This window comes from Xanthobacter sediminis, assembly GCF_043195015.1.
In the GTDB taxonomy this organism is placed as follows: domain Bacteria; phylum Pseudomonadota; class Alphaproteobacteria; order Rhizobiales; family Xanthobacteraceae; genus Xanthobacter.
Window position 1 is genome coordinate 1 of the sequence record NZ_JBAFWH010000066.1, and the last position, 283, is coordinate 283.

1 protein-coding gene is annotated in these 283 nt (G+C 68.2%); it reads left to right on the top strand.

The annotated features are described in order from the left end of the window. Window positions 1–283: toprim domain-containing protein (locus V5F61_RS21225; RefSeq protein ID WP_394104093.1), on the top strand; the 283-nt coding region annotated here is incomplete at both ends.

Here is a 283-nt window from a genome sequence, read left to right on the forward strand (position 1 = left end):
ATGGGCATCCACCGGACATGGCTCGCTCCCGACGGATCGGACAAGGCAAGCATCGCCACGCCCCGACGTGCCATGGGCCACCTGCTGGAACATGCCGTTCGCTTCGGCAGGCCTGACAACGTTCTGGCCACCGGCGAGGGCATCGAGACCATCCTTTCCGTGCGGACCGTGCTGCCCAGCCTCCCGATGGCAGCGGCGCTCTCGGCCGCTCACCTTGCCGTCGTCGCATTCCCACCCGACCTGCGGCGGCTCTACATCGTCCGCGACAACGATCCTGCCGGCG